Here is a 25669-nt window from a genome sequence, read left to right on the forward strand (position 1 = left end):
TTGTTAGGGGTTTTGGGGTTTTGGGGTTTTGGGGTATTAGTTAAAATTTCTCTCCCCATCCCCCCATCTCCCTATCTCCCTATCTCCCTATCTCCCCATCTCCCATGATTCGTCCTTGGTATTTTATTAAAAGTGTGATGGGAATTATCTTTCGTCATCCTGTAACTGGGGTGACAATAATTCCCCGGCTTGCTGATGGTACAATTGTTTTAATCCGACGCAGAGACACCGGCAAATGGGCCCTACCGGGGGGAATGATCGATTGGGGGGAAGATATTTTTAATACTGCCCAAAGGGAATTAAAAGAGGAAACAGGATTAAATTTAGTTAGTTTAGGGCGTTTAGTGGGGGTTTATTCCTCTTTTGAGCGTGATCCGCGCATTCACTCCATTTCAGTGTTAATTGAAGTGACGGCTGCGGGGAATTTTCAGATCAAAGATACATTGGAAGTGAGCGAGGTGAGAGCTTTTAGCGTCGAAACTTTACCTCTAGGCAATCTCAGTCACGACAATGGTCGCCAACTAGAAGATTATCTCAGGGGTGCCACTGTAGTGGCTTGATTTTTTTCTAGTATCTGCGACCCTAAGTAGCTGGTTATAATTAAATTAAAAATAGATTTTAGGTTCGATCCCCCCCAACCCCCCTTAAAAAGGGGGGATAAGAGTTTATAGTAGGGTGGGTTAGACGGCAACAATCTAGGCGTTAAAGTCAATCTAACAATCCGTCGTAACCCACCGCTTTAGTCAACCGAAAGGATGTTTGATTTATGTTTGAAAATAAAATTGATCAGGTTTTACGCGCGTTATAAGGAGATGTTGGGATGAAATTTCTTCCAAAAAATTGGATTCTGATTCCTTTGGGTGACTGTTGCCAGATTATTTCTGGATCAACTCCTAAAAGAAATAAACCAGAATATTGGGGTGGTGATATCCCATGGGTTACACCAAAAGATTTAGGCAAGCTTAAAACTCCAGTCTTGAAAGATGCTCCTGAAAAAATTACCGAAGCTGGTTACAAAAGCTGTTCAACTACCCTATTGCCTCAAGGTTCGATTCTTTTTAGCTCACGCGCACCTATTGGTTATGTTGCTATTGCAGGTAGACCAATGTGTACAAATCAAGGCTTTAAGAGTCTTGTTCCTAATGAATATGTTCACTCACCATATCTATATTGGTGTATGCGAAAATATGCCTCTGATATAGAAGCATTAGGTTCTGGAACTACTTTTAAAGAAGTATCTAAAGGAATAGTAGAGCGCTTTATAATCCCCCTCCCACCCCTCGAAGAACAGCGAAGAATTGCGGCAATTTTAGATAAAGCGGATGGGGTGCGACGCAAGCGCAAAGAGGCAATTAGGTTGACTGATGAGTTGTTAAAATCGACTTTCCTAGAGATGTTCGGTGATCCTGTTACTAATCCGAAAGGGTGGGAGGTTAGAGAACTAGGTGATTGTGTCAAGGATATTGAATCGGGTTGGAGTCCTAAATGTGATACGCGACAAGCCGAACCTGAAGAATGGGGTGTTTTGAAATTGGGGGCAGTAACATACGGGCATTTTAATCCTGATGAAAACAAAGCTATGCTACCAGATGACGTTCCTCGACAGGAATTGGAGATCAAGACAGGTGATTTATTGGTTACTAGAAAGAACACTTATGAATTAGTTGGCGCTTCTGCTTTTGTACAGATGACTCGCCCCAAATTAATGCTACCAGACTTGATTTTTAGGCTTCGATTAATAGACGGAATAGATCCAGTGTATGTGTGGCAAACCCTCAGCCAAAAAACAATGCGTCTTAAGTTGAGTGGATTGGCTGGAGGTACAGCAGGTTCTATGCCAAATATTTCAAAAGCGAGACTTCGTACTTTACCATTTCCGGTTCCGCCACAACTGCTTCAGTTGAAGTATAGGGAAATTTTCAATCAATTTTGGCTCAAAAAAGAGCATCAGAAAGAGTCGGAAGAAATTTCCGAAAATCTCTTTAATTCCCTTTTACAAAAGGCATTTAGGGGGGAATTGTAGCCATGGCAGCTGGCGGATTACTGCCATAATCTTGTGGGAAATGCCATTAAAAAAGACCGTTGGACAATTAACCAAGATTCAGCTACCGCCGCGGCGACTTCGACCTCTGCGGTTTTCGGGTGGTGTGCGTATTCGGGAGAACTCTCTAACCCTTTTTCTCTTTTTTCCCTTTTTACCCTTATTCCCTATTTTTTCTCTTTTCCTTTCTTTCCCGCTCTTAGGCGGGTCGATTTTTTTGAGAAAATGGCGTTAATGTTAAATTTTATTAAGACAATGAAAGAATTATCGGTTATCAGTTGGGAAGGTGGTGTTATATTATGGGTAGTAAAGTTGCTCAAAAAGCTGGTCAGTTTGCTATTAGAATAGTAAACGCTGATAAATATCTCAGCCCAGAAAAGAAAGAAGTTATCCTGTTATAATAAAGTTAATTGATATTTGCTTAATTTAAGTTATGAACTTCAACCTTTATCTGGAAGATGAATTAAGTCAGCAACTACAGGCTTTATCTCACTCTACAGGCAAATCCCAGAATGCTTTGATTCGAGAAGCAATACAGCTTTTAATTACCACAAAAGAACAGTCTCAATGGTCGTCAACTATCCTTAATTTTCAAGGGGTAAGTGATGGTATTATTTTTGAAGCTTATAGAGAGGAACTTTCCCCACCTAGAGAAGATGAGGTGATTTAGTGCTGGTTTTGCTCGATACTTGTACGATTAGTGATTTTGTCAAAGGTGATAGCAACACTCTAGTGCAGATCAAAAATCACTCTCCTAGGGAAATTGCCGTTTCTGCGATAACTTTAATGGAAATCGAATATGGACTATTTCTTAACCCAGCGAAGGCAAAGAAAATAAGACCCATTCTTGACGAATTTCTTGCTTCTATCTCAATTCTTGCCTTTGGCAATCAAGAAGCGATTTGCGCCGCTCAAATTAGAGCAGCTCTCAAACAATCTGGCACTCCCATTGGTGCTTACGATCTGTTAATCGGTGCAACGGCGATTACTCATAATCTTAAATTAATTACGGCCAATCCCCAAGAATTTGCTCGTATTCAAGGATTATCGTGGGAGAATTGGCGTTAAAGCTAATCGCCTAACTAATTCGAGAATATATAGGTTTTGCCGAATAAATCTAAAAACCTTGTTCGCTAAGACTTTGAGACTTTTTGAAAATCAAAAAGTGCCAGATATAGGAATAATCGGGGGGAAAATCCAGGGACTTTTTCCCTGAAAATTAGGTAAAACCCCACACCCGGCCCCCACAAGAAACTTTTTGCTGCATACCCTAAATATTGGCTTTCTCTCTTCAACGGCTGATTCTGCGAAGTTGCTCCAGAAGTTGCTCAAGAATGTCTTCCATCTCTTCTGGGCTGCTGCCCATATTCCTGGCCGGTCCGCGCAGAAACTCTTTAACCGTTATCTTTTTATCGCGGAAGTCACGGACAAAATTATAGACTTTTTCGGTGGATTGAACTTGTAATTTCATCTCCCCTAGCATTTGCTCAATCGGGTCGATGCCATCCTTCTCACAAGCGCGACTGGCCCTCACCATCTCGCCTTCCGGGGTATTTCGCACCGAGCGCAGTTCTCTTTTCAGGTTCTCGTATTGCTTTTTAAGTAGTTCGTTATTGGTTTCAACCCTCTCGCACTGTCGTTTAAGGTCGCTTTCCGATGAGCCTTCAACCGCGAAAGAGTCCCCCATTTGATGCTGTCGTTCGATTTCGAGCAGTCTGGCAATATCTCCCTCTTTATAGGCGCGGTTGACCTCCTTCATGATCTCATTGTGACGCATCCGAGTTTCGGGATCCGTAACCTTGTCGGGGTGAAAAATCTCGGCCATTCTCAGGAAAGTGCGGCGTATTTGTCTAGATTCAGGAGATTGAGGCGAGCTTTCAGGTGATATCTCTGCTCCATCATCGTCACGGCCGTAGGAGTCTCCCCCAGAGAAGAAATCCTGCGCGGATTGCTCTGATGCTCCTTCCGGTCCTTCGTCTCCGAAAAGTTCGTCAAGTTCTTCATCTCCATCCTCAAATTTCGGGCTAATCACCCCCGTTAACTGAAGTGTCTCGTAAATTCCGAGAATGCTTTTCCTCGTCTGCTGCCCCAATTTTCTAGCAGTGAGGATTTCGTCAAAAAGGGCGTGTATTTCGCGGTCGAGGTGGGTAAGTTTTTCATAGAGGGGTTGCCCTCTCTGGAAAATCTCCGTCGCTAAGGAACGCATCTGGTCGAGGAATTTCTTCAGTTCGTTGCGCTTTCTGCCAATCTGCTTGAGGAGCCACTGATGCTCCTCCTCTAAAGCTTGGAGACGAAAATGTAGGGAAGACAGCGCCAAGGCAGGAGAGGTAGGCGAATCAGAGGAGTTCGGTGATTTCGGCTGTTTGGATCTGGTCATTACTTTGGGGTGAAAGATTAGGTGTCGAGAAGGTCGTCACCGACCTCCCCTCCCATTCAGAACCGTGCATGAGACTTTCACCTCACACGGCTCCTAGCTTGATTGTTCCCTTGTTAAGGATACAGCTTGACTTCTTTTGGTTGACCTTGTGTTATCCTGTTTAACAGATGATGTCAAACTAGATGATTCTAGGCTTCCATCGGTTGCCGATTTATCATCGTGACAGTGGCGGTGTAGTAATTGAAGGTTTTTATATTCATCCTTTCCGCCTAGGCTTAAAGGGAGAATGTGGTCAACTTCAATTAAATCCGATGGGGTGAAGTATTGTCCACATTGGCTACACTTGCCTTGTTGCTTTTTAAGTAGTTTGGCTACTCTTGTCGGTGTGTCGATTGCTTGTCCTCGTCTGGTCGCCCAGTAAGTCCAATTTCCGTCAAATGGTGATGCGTCAGGGCGTACTAGGGTATGTCTGACGATTGGTGTCCAATTATGTTTCCATAGATAGAGACCGTTTTTGGTTTTGAATAACCAAGATTCGTGTCTTTCTTTCCCGTTGCTGAGTTTAATTGTACCCGGTCTGAAATAGTTACTCAGCTTTTCATAGTTCGCTTTACCGCATCTTGATATTGTCCATGCCCTTAACATTAACCAGATTATATGGTCTAGTTTTGTGAAGGTATCCATAGATACTACCCCTGAGTAGTAGTTAGCCCATCCTCTAATGATTGGGTTTAGGTGACTAATCAGGGCTGATTGAGGTGCTGTTTTGTGTTTTTTGATTACACCTTTAATCGCTTCTGTGTGGGCTTTAACTGCTTTTTGGCTGGGTTTGATGTGGGTTTTGTGGCCAATTAATCGGCTTCCTCTCCCTCCTGTTTTCCCAGATTTGTATTTTCCTACTGGATATTGCCTGATATTGAATCCTAAGAAATCAAAACCGGGTTTTTCCATTTTTCCATTATATTCAATGGGATTAAGTGTATGACACACTCTGGTTTTTTCTGGTTTGAATTCTAATCCAATAGGTTCTAACCATTCGGAAATGGCAGTCTTGCACTGTTCAATGATTTCGAGTGATGGGGAAATCACTACAAAGTCATCGGCGTATCTTATAGAAACGGCTTGATTGGTATCTTTCTTTTTGGGAAATAACGTTTCAATTAATCTTACCATTCCATCCAGTGCGATGTTGGCAAGTAGTGGACTTATTACCCCTCCTTGTGGTGTCCCGGTTTCTGTTTCTTCAAATACGCCGTTATCCAATACTCCTGCTTTGAGCCATTGTTTTATGTCTCTTTTCAGGGAACTTGGACAATGAATTTTAGACAGTAAAAAGTTGTGATTAATTCGGTCAAAACACTTGGCAATATCGGCATCTAATACAAAGTAGCTACCTTGATTAATGGTGATGTATATTCTTGATATTGCGTCTTGGGCAGACCTTCCCGGTCGGAAACCATAGCTGGTTCCTTCCATTTTTGACTCCCATTCTGGTTCAAGTGCCGATTTAATCAACGCTTGTCTAGCTCTGTCTTTGATGGTTGGTATTCCTAATGGGCGTTTTTCATCCCTGCCGGGTTTAGGAATCCATACCCTTCTTAGCGGTTTTGCTTTAAGTGTTCCTTTGATTTCTTCGGTTAGATTTAGCCTTTGTTCTGGGGATATTGCTATCATTCCATCGACTCCTGCTGTTTTCTTTCCTTGATTATCTTGGGTTACTTTGCGAACTGCTAATAGACGAGCATAGTATGATTTCACCAATAGACGTTGCAACCTTCTAACCTTTGCATCCTGTCCCGATTTAGCCGCTTGGTATATTCTCTTTTGGAGCTTGAAAACATATCTTTGGACTTTTGCCCAATTGATAGTTTTCCATACATTCGTAGTCTTAGTGGTTTTCGGTTTCCCGAATCCTTTACCTTCTCTCGATTTCGTCATATAGACTCCTACTAGACTCTATCCTTACAATCAAACCGTAACCCGTCAGCATATCCTGACTATTACTGTCAGGCGTTGGCTTTTGGTTACATCTCACACCCTTAAAGGCTTGCGCTTACACTTATCACTACTGGGTATTTCGACCGATACCAGAGCCTTAAAGGGCTTATAACGTTCCGTTTATATGGGCATTCCATCTTTAGATTCGTCCTATCGGGGTACTTTTAAAGGTCTGTGTAAGTGATGATATGAGTACCTTACTGTTTCCCCTTGTTCTTTTGAACGCAGTGTGTCAACCTATTTCACTACTGCAATGTTTACGATGGTTCAAGTCGGACATTCGGTTCACACCTAATCATGGATGGTTGGCAGTGGTCTCGATTCGGATGTTAGGTTACATCTAGGAGCCTTCCATTCCCCGCTTCATTCCCAGAGTTGTGACTTCTGAATCTGGGGGTGGCTATCGCCGTTACTCTCACCTTTGTAGCAATTGTGAATAATTGTTACAAAGTGTATTGACCTTGAGTCCCCTTGCCTAGTTTGGTATCTGACGATACTAAACGTCGGGACATATAAACAGTTATAAGGTTGGTCATGGTTGACCTCTTAGATTCAGTCGGGGGACTGAAGACCTTACTAGGCGGTTATTTCAGGCATTTCAGCCCTATTTCATGCCTAAACGTTTCGCACCATATTGCCTATTCTACCAAGCCGGAAGGAGCCGCATTCGTAAAACTCACCCTTGGCTCATTTTGTTGTTTCTCCCTACTCCCATCACCCCATCACCCCTGCGCCGGCGCTCCTGCGGAAACCTTTTTAAGTGGCTAGAAGCTAGATATATCAATGGTCTTAATTAATTCTTATCAATCGAATTAAATTTTTGTAAATAAAATTCTCGATCGGATTAATTATTTTTTCCAAATTCCGCTAGACTTATTTAGTAAGTTCAATCGAGTTTAGATATTCCATAGCTAAATTTCTATAGCACGGGCTAGAAGGAAAGTTTAGCTGGGGATTCCTTTACCCATAATTCAGCACACATATTTGCTTTAGCAGCAGGTAGGAGGATTCTATGTCAAATTTTTCGAGACGGAAATTTTTAACCACGGCGGCAGTTTCAGCGGCAGGGGCTGTTGTCCTGAAAGGTTGTGTGGGTAATCCCCCCGACACTACGGGTGGAACCACCACCACCGCGCCCGCTTCCCCGGTTGCTTCTCCCGTAGCGGTGGCCCCCGGAGAGGCCCCCGAAACCACCAAAATTAAATTAGGTTATATCCCGATTGTTGAATCAGCCCCTTTAATTATTGCCAAGGAAAAAGGCTTTTTCGCTAAACACGGGATGCCCGATGTGGAAGTCTCGAAACAAGCAAACTGGGGATCCGCCAGAGATAACGTCGAAATTGGGGCAGATGCGGGCGGAATTGACGGAGGACAGTGGCAAATGCCCATGCCTTACCTAATTTCCGAGGGACTAATCACCAAAAATAACGTCAAAGTCCCCATGTATGTGTTAGCGCAGTTAAACACCCAGGGTAACGGAATTGCGATCGCGGGTAAACACGAGGGCAAAAATATCGGTTTAGACCTGAAACCTGCCAAAGATTACATCCTCGGCATGAAAACGACGGGAACTCCCTTCAAAGCCGCCTATACTTTCCCGAAAGCTAACCAAGACTTCTGGATTCGTTACTGGTTAGCCGCCGGTGGTATTAACCCCGATACGGATATTAACCTAATTGCCGTACCCGCGGCCCAAACCGTGGCCAACATGAAAACGGGAACCATGGATGCGTTTAGTACCGGCGATCCTTGGCCGGCGAGAATTGTGGCTGATCAGATCGGTTTTATGTCAGCTTTAACCGCAGAAATCTGGCCCTATCACCCGGAAGAATACCTCGCTATCCGCGCCGATTGGGTGGATAAAAACCCGAAAGCGACCAAGGCCCTATTAAAAGGAATTATGGAAGCGCAGCAATGGCTAGATCAAGAGGCAAATCGAGCAGAAGCGGCGGCAATTCTCGCTAAACCGGCTTATTTCAACCTCAAAGAAGAACTTATCGCTGGTCCCCTCAAAGGAATGCAGAAAATGGGTGACGGTAAACCGGAAATCACCGACAAAAATAAAGGGGTTTTCTACTGGAAAGATCCCGCTGGTAGCGTTTCCTATCCCTACAAGAGTCATGATCTCTGGTTTTTAACCGAAAGTGTTCGTTGGGGTTTCTTGCCGAAAGAAACTTTAACCACTGCCTCAGCATTAATCGACAAAGTTAACCGCGAGGATCTTTGGAAAGCGGCAGCCACAGAATTAGGGGTTGCCGCGGCCGATATTCCCACCAGTACCTCCCGCGGTGTCGAAAAATTCTTTGACGGCAAAACTTTTGACCCCGCCAATCCCCAAGCTTATCTCGATAGTTTGGAGATCAAAAAATAGCGAGCTTTTCTCGATAGGCTAGGGGCATAAAATATCTAGTCTATCAATCCCAAAAATGTTTTCTTCTCTCCCCAATCAAGTAACTTTATCTTCAACAAAGGAAAACGGCAAAATGGCAAGTAGCGTCAGCAGAACAGGTAAAGGTGGTTTCAACTTCGGTAAATTCTGGAAAAAGCATTCCCAAGATATTCTTCCCCCGATTATCGGTACCTTGGGTTTTCTGATTGTTTGGCAATTAGTCTCGATGCTGGGATTAATCAAATTACCCCCCCCATCCGACCTAATCACCAATGAACGGACTCGTACTTATTTAATGTATCCTTTCTTTGATCGTGGGGGCATTGATAAGGGACTATTCTGGCAAACTTTAGCGAGTCTGCAACGGGTATTAATCGGTTATTTTTTTGCCGCAGTGGTGGGTATTGGCGTGGGGATTATGGTCGGTTTAAATTCTTTCTTAAATAAGGCACTCGATCCCCTTTTTCAATTCCTGAGAACAGTTCCTCCTCTTGCTTGGGTTCCCCTATCTTTGGCCGCTTTACAACAAAACCAACCCGCGGCTTTATTCGTTATCTTTATTACCGCAGTTTGGCCGATTTTGATCAATACTACCGTCGGTGTCCAACAAATTCCCCAAGACTATATCAACGTTAAACAAGTCTTGCAATTGTCCAGCAAAAAATTCTTCTTCAAGATATTAATTCCCTCGGCACTTCCCTACATCTTCACCGGTTTGAGAATTGCGATCGGTTTAGCTTGGTTAGCGATTATCGCGGCGGAAATCGTTATGTCGGGTATCGTCGGTATCGGTTTCTTTATCTGGGATGCCTACCAAAATAACTACATCAGTGATATTATTCTCGCGCTGTTTTATATCGGTGGTGTGGGTTTATTACTCGATCGCTTTATGGCTTGGTTGCAAACTCAAATCGTTCGTCAATAGGGGATCAATGGGGAAATTTTCCCCATTTCTAAATAACTTAAAGTTGAACCAATTTAAGGAGAAAAAAACTATGAGTTTGTTTGTCGCTGTCGATAACATTGATAAGGTCTTCCCCCTCAGTGGTGGCGGTGAATATGTGGCCTTGAAAGGGATTGATTTACAGATCAAAAAAGGGGAATTCATCTCCCTTATCGGTCACTCCGGTTGCGGAAAATCCACCCTCTTAAACATGATCGCCGGTTTAGACTTGCCCACGGAAGGAGTGGTGACTTTGCAAGGTCAAAGCATTAAAAAACCAGGGCCAGATCGCATGGTAGTCTTCCAAAACTATTCCCTTTTGCCCTGGTTAACTGTCAAAGAAAATATTACTCTGGCCGTCGATCAAGTTCTCGCCCAACTATCAGAAGACGAAAGAAAAGCTGAAGTCGAAAAATATATCGATCTGGTCAATCTTCGTCATGCAGTGGATAAACGTCCCAACGAATTATCGGGGGGGATGAAACAACGGGTAGCGATCGCTCGCGCCCTAGCCATTCGTCCGAAAGTCCTACTTTTAGATGAACCCTTTGGGGCGTTAGATGCCCTGACTAGAGGTAATCTACAGGAACAGTTAATGCAGCTGTGCGAAGAATACCAAATGACCTCGGTAATGGTGACGCACGATGTGGATGAAGCGGTGCTATTATCCGATCGCATCGTCATGCTCACCAACGGCCCCGGCTCAAAAATTGGCGGTATTTTGGAAGTGGATATCCCCCGTCCCCGCAAACGTATGGAAGTGGTGGAACATCCCAGTTACTACAGTCTCCGGAGTGAAATTATCTATTTCCTCAACCAACAAAAACGGATCAAAAAACTACGCGCTCGCAAAGTCGAAGTGATTGCCCGTCACGGTTTAGAAAAAGTCAATCTAGAGATCGGTTTTGTTCCCCTCACCGCTTGCGCGCCCCTAGCAGTGGCCAAAGAAAAGGGATTCTTTACTAAACATGGTCTAGATGAGGTGAATTTAGTCCGGGAAACCAGTTGGCGAGGCGTTGTGGACGGGATCGCAGGGGGATTCCTCGACGGGGCGCAAATGCCATCAGGAATGCCCACCTGGTTAACCGTCGGTGGTTATCAGGAGCAACCTTTGCCGATTGTCAGCGCCCTGACTATGACTCGTAACGGTAACGGTGTCACCCTCGCTAAACGCTTCTATGACGAGGGAGTGATTGACGGTAATGCTTTAAAACAGATGCTATTGGAATCCCGGGAGCAGCGCCATATTTTTGGCATGGTTCACCCCTCCTCCATGCACAATTTGCTCCTGCGTTACTGGTTAGCGGCCTCTGGTATTGACCCGGATAAAGATGTTCACCTCGAAACTATTCCCCCGGCCCAAATGGTAGCTGACCTGAAAACCGGCAGTATTGACGGTTACTGTGTCGGTGAACCCTGGAATCTACGGGCTGCCATGGAAGGTATCGGTTACACCGTCGCTACCGACTTAGAAATCTGGCAGGGCCACCCGGGTAAGGCCCTGGGAGTCCGGGAAGATTGGGCCAATAAATACCCTAATACCCATGTCGCTTTAGTCAAAGCACTGCTGGAAGGTTGTCGCTACTGTGCCGAGGAAGGGAATCAGGAAGAAATTCGTCAAATCCTCGCCAGTCGTCAGTACCTTAGTACCAATATCGATTATATCCAACTGGGTGATCCCAACTCCTACGCGTGCAGTCTCGATCAACCGATGAAAGAATATGCACACCATCTGTTCTATGGAGAAGGGGTAAATCGTCCCAGTCGTACCGAACACCTCTGGATGATGACCCAAATGGCACGCTGGGGCCACATTCCTTTCCCCCGTAACTGGGTAGAAATTCTCGAACGCGTCTGTCGGGTGGGTGTCTTTAGTACCGCGGCCCGGGAATTGGGTCTAGGGGATATTAAATATCGTCGCACACCGATCCTTTTATTCGATGGTATCGAGTTTGATGCCGAAGATCCGATCGGTTATCTCAATAGTTTAGAGATTAAACAAAACGTCACCATGGCTGAAGTGGCTATTGATGCTCGTCCTGGTGCCAGTGAATCTCGCAAAATTGCCTAAAAATTGACTAAGGGGATAATTCCTAGCCAATTATCCCTAGTTATTGCTCCTATTAACTAATTTCTCCCAAAGACTAATCATGTACACCACCACCGAGACAATTAACCGAGCAACCCAGACCCCCACTAAAGAAGCTTTTGTCACTATTGAAGGAGTTTCTAAGGTTTATCCCACTCCTAGAGGCCCCTACACTGTCCTCAAGGATGTTAATCTCAGCATCAATGAAGGTGAATTTATCTGTGTGATCGGTCACTCCGGTTGCGGTAAATCCACCCTATTAAATATGGTGTCGGGTTTTTCTTCTCCCACTGATGGGATCGTTAAAGTTAACGGTAAGAAAATTACTAAACCCGGGCCCGATCGCATGGTAGTGTTTCAAAACTATGCTTTATTGCCTTGGTTAAGTGTTTTTGAAAATGTCTATCTTGCGGTAGATGCGGTGTCTCCCAATGCTCCGGAAGCACAAAAACGCTCGATCGTGCGGGAACATTTAGCTATGGTGGGTTTAACCGAAGCTATGGACAAAACCCCTCCCCAAATCTCCGGGGGGATGAAACAACGGGTTTCGATCGCCCGGGCCCTTTCTATCCGTCCCGAAGTGTTGATTCTTGATGAACCTTTCGGCGCTTTGGATGCGATTACCAAAGAGGAATTACAGGAAGAATTGCTGAAAATCTGGCAAGATAAACGCTGTACGGTGTTGATGATTACCCACGATATCGATGAGGCTCTTTTCCTCGCTGATAAGCTGGTGATGATGACCAATGGACCGGAAGCGAAAATCGGCGAAGTGATGAATATTCATTTCCCCCGTCCCCGCGATCGGGAGAGAATTATGGAGGATCCTGAATATTATCGTCTGCGTAACTATGCCCTCGACTTCCTCTATAATCGTTTCGCTCACGATGATGTCAGCTAGATGTGAGCATTTGTATTAGTTTTGGGTGCGGTTGACTTAATAGCGATCGCACCTAGATTTTTTTTTTAGGGAAGCCTTCTTCAAGTAAGATTATTTCTAAGTAGGTAGATTTTAAAAATTGTCAGACACCCCCCTTATTAAGGGGGGATCAAGGGGGGATATACTTACTTGTCAACTAAATAGAACAATTAGCAATAAAATACAATAATAATTTTTACTTTTTACTTAATCGATCATGCTCAAACAGATACGGAAACTACTTATCAATTTCGGTCAACAATGGCGCGATGAAGATTTCATGAGGTCGATTCATCTCATTGAAAACATAGTTTCTAAGGTTTTATCCGTAGCCTTAATTGTTGTTATTATTGTTTCTCTTTATGATCTAGTAGTTATCTTAATCCAAGATTTATTTACTACGGAACCCGTCGGTTTTTTTAGTAAAACTTTAATTGAAATCTTCGGATTATTTCTCAATATTTTGATCGCCTTAGAATTATTAGAAAACGTCACTGCTTACCTAAGAAAACACATCGTACAGGTTGAATTAGTCGTAGTTACGGCTTTAATTGCCATCTCTCGAAAAATTATTATTTTCGACCCCAATAAATACAGTAAAGATGATTTAATTGCCCTCACTGTGGGAACCTTAGCTTTAGCGGCAAGTTATTGGTTAATTAGAAAAGTTAATCGCGATAATCGTTCTTGAATTAAGGGAAAGGGATAGATTTTCTAAATCTATCCCTTCTAAATATTTACTCGACTCTAGAAATATTACCCGCTTTAATCCAACCTTCGCGACCATCGGACAGACGTACCCGCTGCCACTGCCCATCGCTGCTGGTTCCCACCACACTGACTTTAGTATTGTAATCCAGACCGCCGAGACGAGTCGATTCACTGGTAGGTTCAGAGCGCAAACTTAAACCGCTTTGCCATGTCACCCGCGCTTGATAACCCTCGGATGTGGTTTCTTTTTTTCTTGCTTCGGGACTAGGTTTCGGGGCTGCTTTTGGTGCTGGTGCAGCTTTGGGAGACTCTTTCACCTCAGCTTGGGGTTGTTCTTGGACCGGAGTAGTAGGGATGGATTTAGCAGCTTTTTCCTCCTTAGTTTCCTCTTTTTTCTCCTCGGTAAAGACGGGTTTAGGAGGATTAGAATTCATGCCAGAGAGAAGCATATAGGCGACAGCAGTGGCCCCACCGACTAAAATCGCCACTCCTAGGACAAAACCGACCATGAATTGCAATAAACCAGATAAACGCTTCATATTGGTGCTAAATTAACTGTTAGGATTAACATTAAAACGATCATCGCGAGAGGCTAAACGAGCTTTACCGGACTTAGCCCAATCCTGTAGAAATTGAATCTGTTCTTGGGCAGTGCGGGCCAGGGGTATAATCTGACTAGCGGCCTCAAGCACATCATCGGTGCTAAAGTCGCGATTTTGACTAAAACCGATGTGCATCGCTTCCACGATGGTTTGTTCGATTTCCGCCCCCGAAAAATCGGGAGTTTCGTAGGCTAATCGCTTTATATCATAACTTTTCAGATTATGGGGCCGCACTTTCCCTAAATGAACGCTAAAAATCTCCTCGCGGGACTTTTGGCTAGGTAGTCCGACAAAAAATATCTCATCGAAGCGTCCTTTTCGCAACATTTCCGGGGGCAGAGATTGGATGTTATTAGCTGTAGCGACGACAAAAACCGGCGATTGTTTCTCGGCTAACCAAGTGATAAAAGTCCCGAAAACCCGCCCGGTGGTTCCGCCGTCGCCTTTTCCCTCCGCTCCGGCGAAAGCTTTATCGATTTCGTCTATCCACAGCACACAGGGAGCTAAAGCTTCGGCGAGATTAATCATCTGACGGGTACGCGATTCCGATTCTCCCACCAATCCGCCAAATAAACGCCCCACGTCTAGACGCAGTAGGGGTAAGTGCCAATGATGGGAAATAGCTTTCGCTGTCAGGGATTTACCCGTCCCTTGAATTCCCACCAATAGTAAACCCCTGGGATTGGGTAAACCGTAGGCGCGAGCGCGTTCACTAAAAGCACCACCGCGACGAATCAGCCAGTCTTTGAGATTATCTAGTCCCCCGATGTCAGAAATCTGCTCTGTGGCGGGATAAAAGTCTAATATCTGGGTTTGACGAATCGATTGGCGTTTTTCTGCCAAAATTAATTCCACGTCCTCTGGCTCAATTTTGCCGTGACTGGCTAAACATTTGGCCAAAACCCGACGAATTCTCTCTAGGGATAATCCTTGGGCAGAAAGCACTAATTCATCAAGGAGTGGTTCTTTGACGGGTTGTCCGGTGGCAGCGATTAATCGCTGAATTTCCTGTTTAATTTCTTCGCCACTGGGGAGGGGAAAATCGACGACGGTGATTACTTCGGTTAGATCCGAGGGGATAGACAGTTCGGGAGCGACAATAATTAGGTTTTTGGGCTGAGATTTCAGGGAACGGGCCAGATTTCGCAATTTTCTGGCGATGGCAATATCTTCTAAAAAGCGCTGGAAATCGCGTAAAATTATGATCGCGGCGATGTTAGTCGGCAGCTTTTCGACGAATTCAAGAGCTTGGAGGGGATTACGCCGAGCAAAGTTCTCATTATTGGGATTATCTTGATAACCATCCACAAAATCCCAGACATAGACAGCACGGTTATGGCTCTGTTTGGCAATATCGGCGATCGCTTTTTCGAGACGTTCTTCTTCTAGGGTGGTAATATAGATGAGAGGGTAACGGGCCCGCAGCAGTAATTCAAATTCTTCACCAAAGCTCATAGCTATTCGTCTATAGTTTTTGCTATTTATATCGTCATCAGAAAATATAGCAGTTAGCCGTCTATTAGATATTTTAGTACAAATGCTCGGACTTCTTCTCCGCAGCTCCCTGTTCTGGTGTAGTCTTAACGAGTAATTGACCGCCTTTATCCTAAAGATGAAGTGTAACCTAATTTTGATATCGACGGCCGGCGACCGACTCCCCAAAACGAAAACTTTCTACCTCACCATTAGGATAACTGCTATGTATGAATAATATTATTGACCATGATCGTTTATTTAAGGAATTAATTTCGACTTTTTTTGTTGAATTTATTCAGTTGTTTTTTCCCGAGGTTATTAATTATTTAGAGCCTAATCAGATCACATTTTTAGACAAAGAAGTCTTTACCGATGTCACGGAAGGAGAAAAGTATGAAAGTGATTTAGTCGCCCAAGTTCAATTTCGAGGACAATCATCATTTTTCTTAATTCATCTAGAAGCACAGTCTAGCTCTCAACCGGAATTTAATCGGCGAATGTTTACTTATTTCGCTCGTCTGCATCAAAAATTTGCCTTACCAGTTTATCCCATTGTCATATTCTCCTATGATCGTCCACAAAAAGAAGCAATTCGTCAATACAAAATTGAGTTTCCTGACTTAAAAGTGTTAGAATTTAACTATCAAGTTGTCCAGTTAAATCGCTTGCATTGGCGAGATTTTCTCAATCAAGCTAATCCCGTCGCCGCCGCTTTGATGGCGAAGATGAAAATTGCCCCTCGGGATAGAGCAAAAGTTAAGGCACAATGTCTAAGATTATTGGTAACATTAAGATTAGATGCTGCTAGAATGCAATTGATTTCAGGCTTTGTCGATACCTATCTCAATCTCAACTCGTCCGAGGAGATAGAATTTCAACAGGAGATTAGCACATTTATTCAACCCGAACAGGAGGGAGTTATGCAGATTACCACCAGTTGGATGCGCCGCGGTTTAGAACAGGGTTTAGAACAGGGTTTAGAACAGGGTTTAGAACAGGGTTTAGAACGGGGTTTAGCAAGAGAAAGAAATCTAATTGTTCGCCTGATTAAACGTAAGTTAGGAGCTATTGATGTGGATATAGAGAGTCGGATTATGACCTTGAATATTGATGATCTGGAACGAGCGGGGGAAGCTTTATTTGATTTTTCGACAGTGGAGGATTTAACTAATTGGTTGAATGCTTTAGATGCTTAGTATTTTTCTCTTAAACTTCACAGAAGGCTAGGTATGGGTATGAGTATAAGCTTTGAAAATGCTATCCAACAAACTCAAGATTTACTACTTCAAATTGAGTTTTTAGATGCCAATACAATCACTCAAAAACTTACTGAGTTAGTCTCGACAGAAAATGGAGCCAGAGGATTTTTTGTCACTTACTTAACCAGCGATTTATCCTATACGGAATATCCTAGTTTAGAAGTAATCACTGCTTTAAAAACTTCCCCGATATTGGTGAATGAATTATTAGTCAAAAATCTGGCTATGTCCACGGCAATGGTTATCTATCATCGCGGTCAAGGAGATGAAGAAAACGCTCAAGGTTCTGAGAGAGTCCAGGAAAAAACTGGTCAACTAATTAAGCAGTTATTATCGCCAGCCCTGGGGGAAAAATTACAACAATTAGCCACCAGTTTAAATAGGGAACAAGGAGAATATCAAGCCTTTCTAGAGCGCTGGGGATATGACGATTGCCAACGTCAAGCGATCGCAGAAATTATTCAACCTTTTCTTCAGTAACTAGCTGATTTTTTCCCAAAGCTTTCGCCCGAAATAGGGAGCGATCGGTTCGAGCAATTAACTCTTTTACCTCTTGTTTGCTGCTAAAATGGCTTATTGAAGCAAATCGGCTCTCTTACTCTTTGTGTGATAAGTTTAACTTATATAGGAGCGATCAATCTTTGTGTCCTTTGTGTCTTTGTGGTTCGTTCCATTCGCTCGCCAGTAGGAATGTATCTGAGCATAGATTTTACCCACCAAACCCAAGAGAGCCGCAAATCCGTTGCCATAGCCGCAACAAAATCAAGGCATTTAACCACTGTACCAGTATTTCTTAGTCAACTTTGGGGAGGTAAAACCCCAAGCCGATGATGGGATTTGAACCCACGACCAATTGATTACGAATCAACTACTCTACCACTGAGCTACATCGGCACATTGCCAACTTCCGATTATATCACGGACAATAGATACACAGCTAGAAAAATTTTTTTATGAGCAAATCCCCTCGACTTGATCCCCAAAAATACGCCCGCTTGAAAGCGGAAGCGGCCAATCCCTATCGAGGGCTGCGGCAATTTCTCTATCTCGGTTTAGGGGCTTCTGGTTTTATCGGTGCGGTGGTTTTTCTGGCCCAATTAGCGGCAGCAAGGGACGTAGCCACCGCCTTACCCAATTTTGCCCTACAAATCGGTGTGGTAGCCCTGATGATTTGGTTATTTCGTCGGGAGAAAAAAGCTGGCGGTTGAGGGAGTAGCCACCGATAGCCAAAACAGTCTCTTCCCCCGGAGAATAAAAGTTAACATTAACTCTAGTCTTTTCGTGTTATGATCGAGGCGAGAGTCAAGATTGGTGTTCAAGTTCGTTTTCAGTATTAACTCGGTAAGTCTTTTACTTTAGTATTGTTCGGCTTCTCCCTGAATTTTGTGTCTCCACACCGTTTCGAGTATTGATCGAGGATTCAAGTATTATGTCTATTTTTGTTGGTAATCTCTCTTACGAGATTTCCCAAGAGGATCTAACCGAAGTCTTTGCAGACTACGGCAAGGTTCAAAGAGTCCATATTCCCGTGGATCGTGAGACAGGCCGCAAACGCGGTTTCGCCTTCGTGGAAATGGAAAATAAAGCCCAGGAAACCGCCGCAATTGCCGCCCTGGATGGTGCTGAATGGATGGGACGAGCAATTAAAGTTAACCAGGCCCGCGAGCGTGAAGAGCGTGCGCCCTTCAATGGTGGTGGTGGTGACAGAAAAAAACGCTATTAAGCTTTTTTTGTGAATAATTGTCGGAGGGTGAACAGGGTTCACCCTTTTTTTGGCGGCAATTGCGATCGCCGTTCCCCTCAAAACCAATAGAAATCTAAATGTCTGAGTCTCTCCAAAAGGTAACAAGTAAACTATAAAGGATATCGTCATCAGAATCTGAGCGGCGATCAACTCCCGAATATATGGACAACAAAAACCGATGGAGACAACCTACACCCTAGCTGATGGGACTGAAGCACTTCAATGCCCCACTTTAGTCGAAGATGATCGCACGGGCATGAGTCCCGAAACCCTAAAACGGGCTTTTCTGGACAATCTGTTTTATTTGCAAGGGGTTAACCGCACTAATGCCAGTCCCTACAATTACTATGTCGCCCTTGCCTACACCGTTCGCGATCGCCTGCTGCGTCGTTTTCTGAAATCCACCGACACCTACAAACAAGAAAAAGTTAAACTCGTCTGCTATTTCTCCGCCGAATTTCTCATGGGGCGGTATTTAGGTAATAATCTCGCTAATTTGGGTATTTACGACCTAATCAAAGAGATGATCGAGGAATTAGGTCTTGATTTTGAGGAAATCATCGAACAGGAACCAGATCCCGGCCTCGGAAACGGCGGTTTAGGGCGTTTAGCGGCTTGTTTCCTCGATTCCCTCGCTTCCCTAGAAATTCCCGCTATCGGTTACGGTATCCGCTACGAATTTGGCATTTTCCATCAAATCATCCAAGACGGTTGGCAGGTGGAAATCCCCGATAACTGGCTGCGCTTCGGCAATCCTTGGGAATTACCCCGTCCCGATGAAAGTGTGGAAGTAAAACTGGGAGGCCGGACGGAAATCTATCACGATGATAAGGGACAGGAACGGGTACAATGGCTGCCGGAACGTCGGGTTTTAGCCATTCCCCACGATACCCCCGTCCCGGGTTATAAAACCAACACGGTGAACGCTTTGCGTCTCTGGAAAGCAGAAGCGAGTGAATCGTTTAATTTTGAAGCTTTTAACGCCGGGTTATACGATCAATCCGTGGCTGAAAAAATGGACGCGGAAACCATTTCTAAAGTCCTTTATCCCAACGATAACACCCCCGCCGGTCGCGAATTACGTCTCGCCCAACAATACTTTTTTGTGGCCGCTTCCCTGCAAGATTTAATTCGCATTCACCTAAAAAGCCACAAAAATCTGCAAAATTTCCACGAAACCGCCGCTATTCAACTGAACGACACTCACCCCGCCATTGCGATCGCCGAGTTAATGCGTTTGTTAGTGGATGAAAACGGCTTAGAATGGTCAAAAGCTTGGGCAATTACCCAAAAAACCTTCGCCTATACCAATCATACCCTATTGCCGGAAGCCCTGGAACGTTGGTCGGCGGATTTACTTGGCAAACTGCTGCCCCGACATCTAGAAATTATCTATCTGATCAATCACTTTTTCCTTGAGGATGTGCGGACTTGGTTTCCCGATAACGAGGAGTTATTGGGCAAATTGTCGATAGTTGAAGAAGCTGGTTGGGGTAATAAACAAATTCGCATGGCTAATTTAGCCTGTGTGGGTAGTCACTCGATTAACGGAGTCGCTGCCTTACACACGGAGTTACTGCAAAAAGACACCCTGAAAGAGTTTGCCATGCTCTGGCCAGAAAAATTCTACAATAAAACCAATGGTGTCACCCCGCGCCGGTGGATTTTATTGAGCAATCCCCAATTATCGGCACTATTTACCGAAAAAATCGGCGATGATTGGTTAAAAGACCTGAAGGAATTGCGAAAACTGGAACAATACCTTGATGATCCTGAATTCCGTCAGCGTTGGTATGAAATTAAACAGGCGAATAAGGCCGATTTAGCGGCTTATATGCTGAAAACCCGCAATATCGAGGTGGATGTTAATTCGATTTTCGATGTGCAGGTAAAACGGATTCACGAATACAAACGCCAACATCTGGCAGTTCTGCACATTATCGCCCTTTATAATCGCATTAAACAGAACCCTCAGATCGATATCGTGCCGCGCACTTTTATCTTTGGTGGTAAGGCAGCCCCCGGTTACTTTATGGCGAAGTTAATTATTAAGTTAACTAATGCTGTGGCTGAAATTGTGAATAAGGATCCTGATGTCAGAGGTCGTTTAAAAGTGGTTTTCCTGCCTAACTTTAACGTTTCTTTGGGTCAACGCATCTATCCGGCGGCGGATCTGTCCGAACAGATTTCCACGGCGGGTAAGGAAGCTTCCGGAACCGGTAACATGAAGTTTGCCATGAATGGCTCCCTCACCATCGGGACTCTGGACGGTGCTAATATCGAAATTCGCGAGGAAGCAGGAGCAGAAAATTTCTTCCTTTTTGGCTTGACAGCAGGAGAAGTTTATGCTAAGAAGGCCCACGGTTATGAACCGATGAGCTATTACAAAAATAATCGCGAATTGAAGGGAGTGATCGATCGGATCAAGAGTGGTTATTTTAGCCATGGTGACACGGAATTATTCGGGCCGATCGTCGATTCTCTCCTCTACGATGACCAGTATATGCTTTTAGCTGATTATCAATCCTACGCTGATTGTCAGGAACAGGTAAGTGAAGCTTATCGCGATCGGGACAAGTGGACGCGGATGTCGATTCTCAACTCGGTTCGTATGGCCAAATTCTCTAGCGATCGCACAATCTGGGAATATTGTCAAGAGATTTGGAAAGTTAATCCGGTCAAGATTAGTTTAGAGGATTAAAAAACTCGGTCAAGTTCGGGTTTAGTCCTTGACTAGCCCGAATTCTGGAACCGTCGCCCCAAAAATGCTTTGTAAAAACGTCTAAACTATGATTTTTATGATTGTTTGATGGACTAGGATTTTAAGTTTTATACACTTCAATTATTTCTAGTTATAGTTAGGTTTTCTTTTAGGCTTGTGAACTCTTTTAAACTGTAAACTGATATTTCCAAAATTAAGCAATAATCCAATATCTAACCCATAAGCTTCGAGATAATTGATAGCTTGTGCTAAGTGAACATCTTCAAGTTGAATAACGGCTTTTAATTCTACCATCACTTTACCTTCAACAAAAAAGTCAACTCGTCTTGTACCTATTTGATCATCTTTATAAAAGATCGGCATTTCGTGTTCTCTCGAAAAAGATAATCCCTGTAGGTTCATTTCTTTTGCCAAAGCACGTTGATAAATTACTTCTTGAAAACCATTTCCTAAGATACGGTGAACTTCCATTGCACAACCAATAATTTTACCTGTTAGTTCACTTTCAGGGTATTGGGGATTAATAAAAGTCATGGCTAGGATTTAGATGATGAAGTGAGAATTTTGATTAGATTGTCTTTGATAATTCAATGTCAAAACTATGATTATAATGATTGAATGATGGACTATGATTGGGTTGTTTTTGACAATTCAATGTCTAAACTATGATTTAGAATGATTGAATGATAGACTATGATTAGGTTATCTTTCGACAATCACGACTATTTATTGTATTAGATCACATCATGGGGTCGCTCTCTCGAAAAAAATCACAGTCCCTCACATAATCACAAAAATCATAGTTAAGACGATGAATGAACAACGCACCCAAGCTTATGTTAATTTAATTGAACAGTTGCTTGCTTGTACTGATGATGAGGAACTCAATAATATTCTGCAAGCAAATCAGGAATTGATTGACCCCGAATTTTTGCAGGTGATGGAAAACTATGCAACAGGGTTAGAAGAACAAGGAAATAATAATCCTGTTGCTTGGTTACGGAATATGGCGCAACAGTTGGGGACATATCTCAACCCTCAAGCGGGAACTATAGAGGAATATCAGGGGTTTTTATTAGAAGTATTACAAGCAGAAGCAGAGATTAATGATGGCCGTGCTATAATAACTGACAACGATTATTATTATAAAAATATGCAGTATAAAGTCAGTCTTAAGCAAACAGAAGAAGGATATGCTGTTTGGTGTCCTGGTTTACCCGGCTGTGCTTCTCAAGGTACAACAAAAGAAGAAGCTCTCAATAATATTCAAGATGCTATTGTGTCTTATTTAGAAGTTGCCGAGGAATTGAATCAAGGTGTAGAATCTTGTTATGTGGAAGTTGAATTAAATCATGCCTAGTCTTCCCGGAATTAATCATCAACGAGCCATTAAAGCCTTTGAAAAAGCAGGATTTAGGATTGTTCGACAGGGTAAACATATTACAATGACTGATGGAGAGCATATCTTAACAATTCCCAGAGCTAATCCAATTAATGCTTATACAATGGGAACAATTATTAAAGGTGCTGGAATGTCTATTGAAGAATTTAAAAAACTTTTGTAAAAGCATCGGATTAAGGTTATGGACGAAAAACGCCCCCAAGCATATATTAATTTAATTGAACAGTTGCTCACTTGTACTGATGGTGAGGAACTGAATAATATTCTGCAAGCTAATCAGGAATTGATTGATCCCGATTTTTTGCAGGAGATGGAAAACTATGCAACATGGTTAGAACAACAAGGATACAATAATAACCATGCAGATTGATTTAACACAAAACTTTGAGCAATATCTCAATCCTCAAGCCAGAAATATAGAAGAATATAAGGCGTTTTTAACTGTTGGGGACATTGACAACAGGCTAAGGTGTTGTTAGTATATCCAACATGAAGGCTACCGCGCTCATTCGTCGTCGCGTCATCTTGGCCCCAGACGCATTCGCAGAAGTCACTGTCTGGCGTGTTCCCCAACCAGTTCTGCCATCGGAGCATCCTTACAAATATCGTCTCGCTTACATAGTCAACGGCAAATGTGTGTTGCGATATGATAACGAACGCGGTAAAGGCGATCACCGTCATTTCGATGGTGTGGAGTCTCTTTATGCTTTCTCTTCGCCAGACCAATTGATGGCCGACTTCAACTCTGACATTTTGAGGTGGAATTATGAACACGGTCGTTCTTGAAGTTCGCTCCTTGACTGACACCCTTGCCGATGCCGTTCAAGCGATGAAAACTGGTCGAGCAGAAAAAGAAGTTCGTATCAGTTTTGCTACCCCCGAACTTCTCTGGAAAGTTCTGACTGCCAAGCGGTGGGAACTCCTCAAAGCTATGTGCGGTGCTGGCCCCATTTCTATCCGTGAGGCGGCGAGGCGAGTACATCGGGATGTTAAAGCAGTACATGGAGATATTACGGCACTTTTAAATGTCGGTATTCTGAGCCGTGTAGCAGATGGGAGCGTAGAGTTCCCGTTTGAAGCGATCAAGGTTGAATTCATGTTGCAAGCCGTTTGATCGCCGGATTAGTAGCGATCGCGAATAAAGAGGACACATGAACCAAAAGTATTATTCAGGTAGAACCTGAAGGGAACGTCTGGTTGGTGACAGGGAAGGTCAATATAGCATTCGGGTTAACGATCAATGGCGAATTTGCTTTGTCTGGCAAGACGGTGATGCTCTAGACGTAGAAATCGTTGATTATCATTGAGGTAAAATAATGAATGAAGTTGACATCCTCGCCGCCGTAAAACGGACGGCGATTCCTCACCACGCCACTTTTTTAGGGTGGTCGCGTCAATGGGGTTGACGCAGATAGCGAAAAACGCTTAATTGCTTAAGTCTGACACTTTCGACCCGTCCATTTTGAGTGTCCGAATGCCGGACGGCCACTTTGAACAAGTCGAAAAAATCTCATGTTCAACCTTATTTCCTAGAAAGTTTTACTCGTTCAAGGCCGAATTTGAAGTCTTTTCTGAACGAAACCCCCTACTATCTGTTGTCAAGGTTCAGTTTTTAGCTTGGTTATCGCTTTTTCCATTGTAGCTTAAAGCCGTCGTAAAACGACGGGGTTTTAACCCAAATTTTCGATAAACTAATGCCAATTCATCCCGGTGAGGTTCTTTTAGAGGAATTTATAAAGCCAATGAACCTTAGTCAGAATCAAATAGCTCTGGCTCTTGGAGTTCCCGAACAATGTATTAACGAAATCGTTCATGGAAAGCGGCCTATCACAGCGGATATAGCTCTTCGGTTAGCTCGTTATTTTGATATGTCACCGCGATTTTGGCTAGGATTACAAATGGATTACGATCTGGACGTTGTTGAAGATGAAATAGGAGATCAATTGGATAAAGAAGTTGCTGTAATGACAGTTATTTGTGCAGAAAAGTAATTTGTTTGATATGTTCTAAGGCAGAACCTTGCAATATATCAAACAAATTTGGCAGCGATCCCCCTTGACAATCACGAATATTTATTGTATCCAATTATATTATATGGTGATTCTCTCGAAAAAAAAATCACAGTCTATCACACAATCACATCAATCACAGTACAGACAATGAATGAACAACGCGCCCAAGCTTATGTTAATTTAATTCAACAGTTGCTCACTTGTGCTGATGATGAGGAACTCAATAATATTCTACAAGCTAATCAGGAATTGATTGATCCCGAATTTTTGCAGGTGATGGAAAACTATGCAACAGGGTTAGAAGAACAAGGAAATAATAATCCTGCGGCTTTATTACGGGATATAAGGTATAGAATCTTGTTATGTAGAAGTCTAAAGCATGATCTATATGATTATTTAATTGACTGTCATTCTAGCCTGACCTATAATCATGGAAAGCTCAATCAGGAAAGTGAAAATGAGACAGGTACTTACAGCGAGAATTTTTCAAGAAGATAATTGGTTTGTTGCCCAATGTTTAGAGGTTGATGTTGCTAGTCAAGGGGAAACAGAAACCGAGGCGTTAAACAATCTGCAAGAGGCTTTAGAATTACATTTTGAACCGCCTTGTGCAACAGTTATTCCCCGATTACAGAAGATAGAGGTAGAAATCAATGCCGCTTAAGCCTTTATCTTATCGTGAGATTAAACGCAAGTTGGAAGCGGCAGGGTTTGAAGTTGTTAGTCAAAAGGGGAGTCATGTTAAGTTTGCCAAGGATACTCCCGAAGGAAAAATGACAACGATTGTTCCCTGTTATAAGGAGGTAACAATCGGTACAATTAGCAGTATTTTAAGGCAAGCGGGATTAAGGGTTGATGAGTTTGAGCGTTTATAGTTAATATCCTCTATAGCATTCTGTGTCATAATCGCCCTATATCAAGGGGACTCATCCTATCATAGAGTCATCCGCCAAAAAACATCATAGTCCCTCATTCAATCATTCTA

General features: G+C 43.3%; 29 protein-coding genes, 1 tRNA gene and 1 pseudogene. 25 read left to right on the forward strand and 6 right to left on the reverse strand.

The genetic code is table 11. The features are described 5' to 3' along the window. Window positions 1-104 precede the first annotated feature (104 nt). The 5 genes from IM473_RS03475 (at window position 105) to IM473_RS03495 (ending at window position 3109) form a co-directional block, all read left to right on the forward strand. Window positions 105-560, forward strand: a complete 456-nt coding sequence (locus IM473_RS03475) for an NUDIX hydrolase (RefSeq protein WP_287660319.1) — start codon at window positions 105-107, stop codon at window positions 558-560. 260 nt (window positions 561-820) lie between these two features. Continuing rightward, window positions 821-2023 (forward strand): restriction endonuclease subunit S, encoded by a 1203-nt coding sequence (locus tag IM473_RS03480; protein ID WP_287660320.1) that lies wholly within the window; start codon window positions 821-823, stop codon window positions 2021-2023. A 33-nt stretch (window positions 2024-2056) separates the two neighbouring features. Next, on the forward strand, window positions 2057-2389 hold the full coding sequence (locus IM473_RS03485; RefSeq protein WP_287660321.1) for a hypothetical protein: 333 nt from the start codon (window positions 2057-2059) through the stop codon (window positions 2387-2389). Window positions 2390-2474: 85 nt separating this feature from the next. Beyond that, a complete protein-coding gene (locus IM473_RS03490; protein ID WP_045361284.1) occupies window positions 2475-2711 on the forward strand; it encodes a ribbon-helix-helix protein, CopG family in 237 nt (78 codons plus the stop codon). Then, on the forward strand, window positions 2711-3109 hold the full coding sequence (locus tag IM473_RS03495; protein ID WP_103112640.1) for a type II toxin-antitoxin system VapC family toxin: 399 nt from the start codon (window positions 2711-2713) through the stop codon (window positions 3107-3109). Before IM473_RS03490 ends, IM473_RS03495 begins: the two co-directional genes overlap by 1 nt. Before the next feature lie 223 nt (window positions 3110-3332). Here the strand turns inward: IM473_RS03495 and IM473_RS03500 are convergent, their stop codons facing one another. Next, window positions 3333-4418, reverse strand: a complete 1086-nt coding sequence (locus tag IM473_RS03500) for a molecular chaperone DnaJ (protein ID WP_287660322.1) — start codon at window positions 4416-4418, stop codon at window positions 3333-3335. A gap of 93 nt (window positions 4419-4511) precedes the next feature. After that, window positions 4512-6356: a group II intron reverse transcriptase/maturase gene (gene ltrA / locus IM473_RS03505; RefSeq protein ID WP_287660323.1), complete on the reverse strand. Its 1845-nt coding sequence runs from the start codon at window positions 6354-6356 to the stop codon at window positions 4512-4514. Window positions 6357-7428: 1072 nt separating this feature from the next. Between ltrA and IM473_RS03510 the strand changes: the two genes are divergently transcribed. The 5 genes from IM473_RS03510 (at window position 7429) to IM473_RS03530 (ending at window position 13447) form a co-directional block, all read left to right on the forward strand. Then, entirely contained in the window at window positions 7429-8787 is a 1359-nt protein-coding gene (locus IM473_RS03510; protein WP_287660324.1) for a CmpA/NrtA family ABC transporter substrate-binding protein, read from the forward strand. Between the two features lie 112 nt (window positions 8788-8899). Continuing rightward, window positions 8900-9730, forward strand: a complete 831-nt coding sequence (ntrB, locus tag IM473_RS03515) for a nitrate ABC transporter permease (protein ID WP_149985964.1) — start codon at window positions 8900-8902, stop codon at window positions 9728-9730. Window positions 9731-9800: 70 nt separating this feature from the next. Beyond that, complete coding sequence (locus tag IM473_RS03520) at window positions 9801-11819, forward strand: ABC transporter ATP-binding/substrate-binding protein (protein ID WP_287660325.1); 2019 nt, start codon at window positions 9801-9803, stop codon at window positions 11817-11819. 79 nt (window positions 11820-11898) lie between these two features. Further along, the gene (locus tag IM473_RS03525) at window positions 11899-12738 is read left to right on the forward strand and encodes a nitrate ABC transporter ATP-binding protein (RefSeq protein ID WP_287660326.1); all 840 of its coding nucleotides are present in this window, start codon (window positions 11899-11901) and stop codon (window positions 12736-12738) included. A 235-nt stretch (window positions 12739-12973) separates the two neighbouring features. After that, window positions 12974-13447 (forward strand): phosphate-starvation-inducible PsiE family protein, encoded by a 474-nt coding sequence (locus tag IM473_RS03530; protein WP_066030004.1) that lies wholly within the window; start codon window positions 12974-12976, stop codon window positions 13445-13447. A gap of 46 nt (window positions 13448-13493) precedes the next feature. Here the strand turns inward: IM473_RS03530 and IM473_RS03535 are convergent, their stop codons facing one another. Continuing rightward, window positions 13494-14006, reverse strand: coding sequence for an SH3 domain-containing protein (locus tag IM473_RS03535; RefSeq protein ID WP_287660327.1), 513 nt, complete (start codon window positions 14004-14006; stop codon window positions 13494-13496). 12 nt (window positions 14007-14018) lie between these two features. Continuing rightward, on the reverse strand, window positions 14019-15524 hold the full coding sequence (locus tag IM473_RS03540) for a Ycf46 family AAA ATPase (protein ID WP_287660328.1): 1506 nt from the start codon (window positions 15522-15524) through the stop codon (window positions 14019-14021). A 248-nt stretch (window positions 15525-15772) separates the two neighbouring features. On the opposite strand from IM473_RS03540, the gene IM473_RS03545 reads away from it, so the two are divergent. Next, window positions 15773-16741, forward strand: a complete 969-nt coding sequence (locus tag IM473_RS03545) for a DUF4351 domain-containing protein (protein WP_287660329.1) — start codon at window positions 15773-15775, stop codon at window positions 16739-16741. 39 nt (window positions 16742-16780) lie between these two features. After that, window positions 16781-17284 (forward strand): sll1618 family protein, encoded by a 504-nt coding sequence (locus tag IM473_RS03550; protein ID WP_287660330.1) that lies wholly within the window; start codon window positions 16781-16783, stop codon window positions 17282-17284. A gap of 342 nt (window positions 17285-17626) precedes the next feature. On the opposite strand, the gene IM473_RS03555 is transcribed toward IM473_RS03550, so the two are convergent. After that, a tRNA-Thr gene (locus IM473_RS03555) sits at window positions 17627-17698 on the reverse strand. Window positions 17699-17757: 59 nt separating this feature from the next. Between IM473_RS03555 and IM473_RS03560 the strand changes: the two genes are divergently transcribed. The 3 genes from IM473_RS03560 (at window position 17758) to IM473_RS03570 (ending at window position 21249) form a co-directional block, all read left to right on the forward strand. Next, on the forward strand, window positions 17758-18012 hold the full coding sequence (locus tag IM473_RS03560) for a DUF3493 domain-containing protein (RefSeq protein WP_149985955.1): 255 nt from the start codon (window positions 17758-17760) through the stop codon (window positions 18010-18012). Window positions 18013-18233: 221 nt separating this feature from the next. Beyond that, complete coding sequence (rbp, locus tag IM473_RS03565; RefSeq protein ID WP_287660331.1) at window positions 18234-18527, forward strand: RNA-binding regulator; 294 nt, start codon at window positions 18234-18236, stop codon at window positions 18525-18527. 199 nt (window positions 18528-18726) lie between these two features. Then, window positions 18727-21249, forward strand: a complete 2523-nt coding sequence (locus tag IM473_RS03570) for a glycogen/starch/alpha-glucan phosphorylase (protein WP_287660332.1) — start codon at window positions 18727-18729, stop codon at window positions 21247-21249. 147 nt (window positions 21250-21396) lie between these two features. Here the strand turns inward: IM473_RS03570 and IM473_RS03575 are convergent, their stop codons facing one another. Next, entirely contained in the window at window positions 21397-21804 is a 408-nt protein-coding gene (locus tag IM473_RS03575; protein WP_002759175.1) for a GxxExxY protein, read from the reverse strand. A gap of 619 nt (window positions 21805-22423) precedes the next feature. On the opposite strand from IM473_RS03575, the gene IM473_RS03580 reads away from it, so the two are divergent. From IM473_RS03580 to IM473_RS03625, 10 genes and pseudogenes are all read left to right on the forward strand, one after another. Continuing rightward, complete coding sequence (locus IM473_RS03580; protein WP_012264985.1) at window positions 22424-22630, forward strand: type II toxin-antitoxin system HicB family antitoxin; 207 nt, start codon at window positions 22424-22426, stop codon at window positions 22628-22630. Further along, window positions 22623-22835, forward strand: a complete 213-nt coding sequence (locus IM473_RS03585; protein WP_002759169.1) for a type II toxin-antitoxin system HicA family toxin — start codon at window positions 22623-22625, stop codon at window positions 22833-22835. The genes IM473_RS03580 and IM473_RS03585 overlap by 8 nt, the downstream gene beginning before the upstream one ends. 18 nt (window positions 22836-22853) lie before the next feature. Then, window positions 22854-23042, forward strand: coding sequence for a hypothetical protein (locus IM473_RS03590; protein ID WP_287658371.1), 189 nt, complete (start codon window positions 22854-22856; stop codon window positions 23040-23042). Between the two features lie 119 nt (window positions 23043-23161). After that, a complete protein-coding gene (locus IM473_RS03595) occupies window positions 23162-23458 on the forward strand; it encodes a toxin-antitoxin system TumE family protein (RefSeq protein ID WP_002751505.1) in 297 nt (98 codons plus the stop codon). Beyond that, window positions 23439-23786: an HVO_A0114 family putative DNA-binding protein gene (locus tag IM473_RS03600; RefSeq protein ID WP_002751511.1), complete on the forward strand. Its 348-nt coding sequence runs from the start codon at window positions 23439-23441 to the stop codon at window positions 23784-23786. The genes IM473_RS03595 and IM473_RS03600 overlap by 20 nt, the downstream gene beginning before the upstream one ends. 73 nt (window positions 23787-23859) lie before the next feature. Beyond that, window positions 23860-23979: pseudogene (locus IM473_RS03605) on the forward strand (type II toxin-antitoxin system RelE/ParE family toxin); the annotation flags it as partial. 387 nt (window positions 23980-24366) lie between these two features. Next, window positions 24367-24663 carry a HigA family addiction module antitoxin gene (locus IM473_RS03610; protein WP_287658370.1) on the forward strand — a complete coding sequence of 99 codons (297 nt, stop codon included), beginning with the start codon at window positions 24367-24369 and terminating at the stop codon, window positions 24661-24663. Window positions 24664-24831: 168 nt separating this feature from the next. Next, entirely contained in the window at window positions 24832-25182 is a 351-nt protein-coding gene (locus tag IM473_RS03615) for a hypothetical protein (RefSeq protein WP_287658369.1), read from the forward strand. Then, window positions 25142-25348, forward strand: a complete 207-nt coding sequence (locus IM473_RS03620; RefSeq protein WP_002740815.1) for a type II toxin-antitoxin system HicB family antitoxin — start codon at window positions 25142-25144, stop codon at window positions 25346-25348. The genes IM473_RS03615 and IM473_RS03620 overlap by 41 nt, the downstream gene beginning before the upstream one ends. After that, window positions 25338-25559 carry a type II toxin-antitoxin system HicA family toxin gene (locus IM473_RS03625; RefSeq protein ID WP_002790990.1) on the forward strand — a complete coding sequence of 74 codons (222 nt, stop codon included), beginning with the start codon at window positions 25338-25340 and terminating at the stop codon, window positions 25557-25559. The genes IM473_RS03620 and IM473_RS03625 overlap by 11 nt, the downstream gene beginning before the upstream one ends. Window positions 25560-25669: the final 110 nt, after the last annotated feature.

Source organism: Microcystis sp. M015S2, from assembly GCF_020245945.1.
GTDB lineage: Bacteria > Cyanobacteriota > Cyanobacteriia > Cyanobacteriales > Microcystaceae > Microcystis.

Excerpts from the sequence above, each read along its gene's own strand:
- IM473_RS03540 (WP_287660328.1), bottom strand. The coding sequence starts at position 15,524 with ATGAGCTTTGGTGAAGAATTTGAATTACTGCTGCGGGCCCGTTACCCT.
- IM473_RS03570 (WP_287660332.1), top strand. The coding sequence starts at position 18,727 with ATGGAGACAACCTACACCCTAGCTGATGGGACTGAAGCACTTCAATGC.
- ntrB (WP_149985964.1), top strand. The coding sequence starts at position 8,900 with ATGGCAAGTAGCGTCAGCAGAACAGGTAAAGGTGGTTTCAACTTCGGT.
- IM473_RS03585 (WP_002759169.1), top strand. The coding sequence starts at position 22,623 with ATGCCTAGTCTTCCCGGAATTAATCATCAACGAGCCATTAAAGCCTTT.
- IM473_RS03490 (WP_045361284.1), top strand. The coding sequence starts at position 2,475 with ATGAACTTCAACCTTTATCTGGAAGATGAATTAAGTCAGCAACTACAG.
- IM473_RS03580 (WP_012264985.1), top strand. The coding sequence starts at position 22,424 with ATGCAGTATAAAGTCAGTCTTAAGCAAACAGAAGAAGGATATGCTGTT.
- IM473_RS03500 (WP_287660322.1), bottom strand. The coding sequence starts at position 4,418 with ATGACCAGATCCAAACAGCCGAAATCACCGAACTCCTCTGATTCGCCT.
- rbp (WP_287660331.1), top strand. The coding sequence starts at position 18,234 with ATGTCTATTTTTGTTGGTAATCTCTCTTACGAGATTTCCCAAGAGGAT.
- IM473_RS03610 (WP_287658370.1), top strand. The coding sequence starts at position 24,367 with ATGCCAATTCATCCCGGTGAGGTTCTTTTAGAGGAATTTATAAAGCCA.
- IM473_RS03575 (WP_002759175.1), bottom strand. The coding sequence starts at position 21,804 with ATGACTTTTATTAATCCCCAATACCCTGAAAGTGAACTAACAGGTAAA.
- IM473_RS03620 (WP_002740815.1), top strand. The coding sequence starts at position 25,142 with ATGAGACAGGTACTTACAGCGAGAATTTTTCAAGAAGATAATTGGTTT.
- IM473_RS03625 (WP_002790990.1), top strand. The coding sequence starts at position 25,338 with ATGCCGCTTAAGCCTTTATCTTATCGTGAGATTAAACGCAAGTTGGAA.
- IM473_RS03550 (WP_287660330.1), top strand. The coding sequence starts at position 16,781 with ATGAGTATAAGCTTTGAAAATGCTATCCAACAAACTCAAGATTTACTA.
- IM473_RS03600 (WP_002751511.1), top strand. The coding sequence starts at position 23,439 with ATGAACACGGTCGTTCTTGAAGTTCGCTCCTTGACTGACACCCTTGCC.
- IM473_RS03480 (WP_287660320.1), top strand. The coding sequence starts at position 821 with ATGAAATTTCTTCCAAAAAATTGGATTCTGATTCCTTTGGGTGACTGT.
- IM473_RS03475 (WP_287660319.1), top strand. The coding sequence starts at position 105 with ATGATTCGTCCTTGGTATTTTATTAAAAGTGTGATGGGAATTATCTTT.
- IM473_RS03530 (WP_066030004.1), top strand. The coding sequence starts at position 12,974 with ATGCTCAAACAGATACGGAAACTACTTATCAATTTCGGTCAACAATGG.
- IM473_RS03525 (WP_287660326.1), top strand. The coding sequence starts at position 11,899 with ATGTACACCACCACCGAGACAATTAACCGAGCAACCCAGACCCCCACT.
- IM473_RS03560 (WP_149985955.1), top strand. The coding sequence starts at position 17,758 with ATGAGCAAATCCCCTCGACTTGATCCCCAAAAATACGCCCGCTTGAAA.
- IM473_RS03595 (WP_002751505.1), top strand. The coding sequence starts at position 23,162 with ATGAAGGCTACCGCGCTCATTCGTCGTCGCGTCATCTTGGCCCCAGAC.
- ltrA (WP_287660323.1), bottom strand. The coding sequence starts at position 6,356 with ATGACGAAATCGAGAGAAGGTAAAGGATTCGGGAAACCGAAAACCACT.
- IM473_RS03590 (WP_287658371.1), top strand. The coding sequence starts at position 22,854 with ATGGACGAAAAACGCCCCCAAGCATATATTAATTTAATTGAACAGTTG.
- IM473_RS03510 (WP_287660324.1), top strand. The coding sequence starts at position 7,429 with ATGTCAAATTTTTCGAGACGGAAATTTTTAACCACGGCGGCAGTTTCA.
- IM473_RS03615 (WP_287658369.1), top strand. The coding sequence starts at position 24,832 with ATGAATGAACAACGCGCCCAAGCTTATGTTAATTTAATTCAACAGTTG.
- IM473_RS03535 (WP_287660327.1), bottom strand. The coding sequence starts at position 14,006 with ATGAAGCGTTTATCTGGTTTATTGCAATTCATGGTCGGTTTTGTCCTA.
- IM473_RS03545 (WP_287660329.1), top strand. The coding sequence starts at position 15,773 with ATGAATAATATTATTGACCATGATCGTTTATTTAAGGAATTAATTTCG.
- IM473_RS03520 (WP_287660325.1), top strand. The coding sequence starts at position 9,801 with ATGAGTTTGTTTGTCGCTGTCGATAACATTGATAAGGTCTTCCCCCTC.